We start from the raw sequence: 519 nt of genomic DNA on the forward strand, positions 1-519 counted from the left end.
GCAGCAGCGTTGGAAACGCCACCAGCCAGGACAGGCCCCAGGCGGTCAGCCAGATGGACGGCAGCTCGGGGTGGAAGCCAAGGCTTTTCAACGTCGAGATGAACGAGACGATGAAGGTCATCAACAGCGACAGCACCAGCGGGCTGAGAACAGCGGCATAGCGCGCAGGCAGTTTCCTGCGCTGATATCTTGCATTCATTTCGGGTGTTCCCTGAAAGTGTCCGGTCCGTCGCATTGGCATCCATTCGCCGTGGCCGGCAAAATTGCCCGGAAGACCGGGTTGGGATGCGTTGCTTGACGTCAGACGCTTACGGAGCAGCCGAGGCGCTCGCCGGCCTTCTAGCGGCACGTTCCAGTGAAAGCAAGCCTCTGGCGCCGCATTCAGATACATCGTAAGATATATCTTGACTCCATCGATTGGCTTGCCTAATTAAGATATATCGTAAGATACAACTCAAGGAGCAATCAATGCACAAACATTTTGGGAACAATCATTTCGGCGAACGCATGTTCATGCAC

General features: G+C 55.1%; 1 protein-coding gene. It reads right to left on the reverse strand.

The annotated features are described in order from the left end of the window. The coding region (locus tag EN906_RS36650; RefSeq protein ID WP_164777730.1) for a DUF2798 domain-containing protein at positions 1–199 on the reverse strand (199 nt) is incomplete at its 3' end. Positions 200–519: the final 320 nt, after the last annotated feature.

The organism is Mesorhizobium sp. M7A.F.Ca.CA.004.06.1.1 (genome assembly GCF_003999135.1).
Lineage (GTDB): Bacteria > Pseudomonadota > Alphaproteobacteria > Rhizobiales > Rhizobiaceae > Mesorhizobium.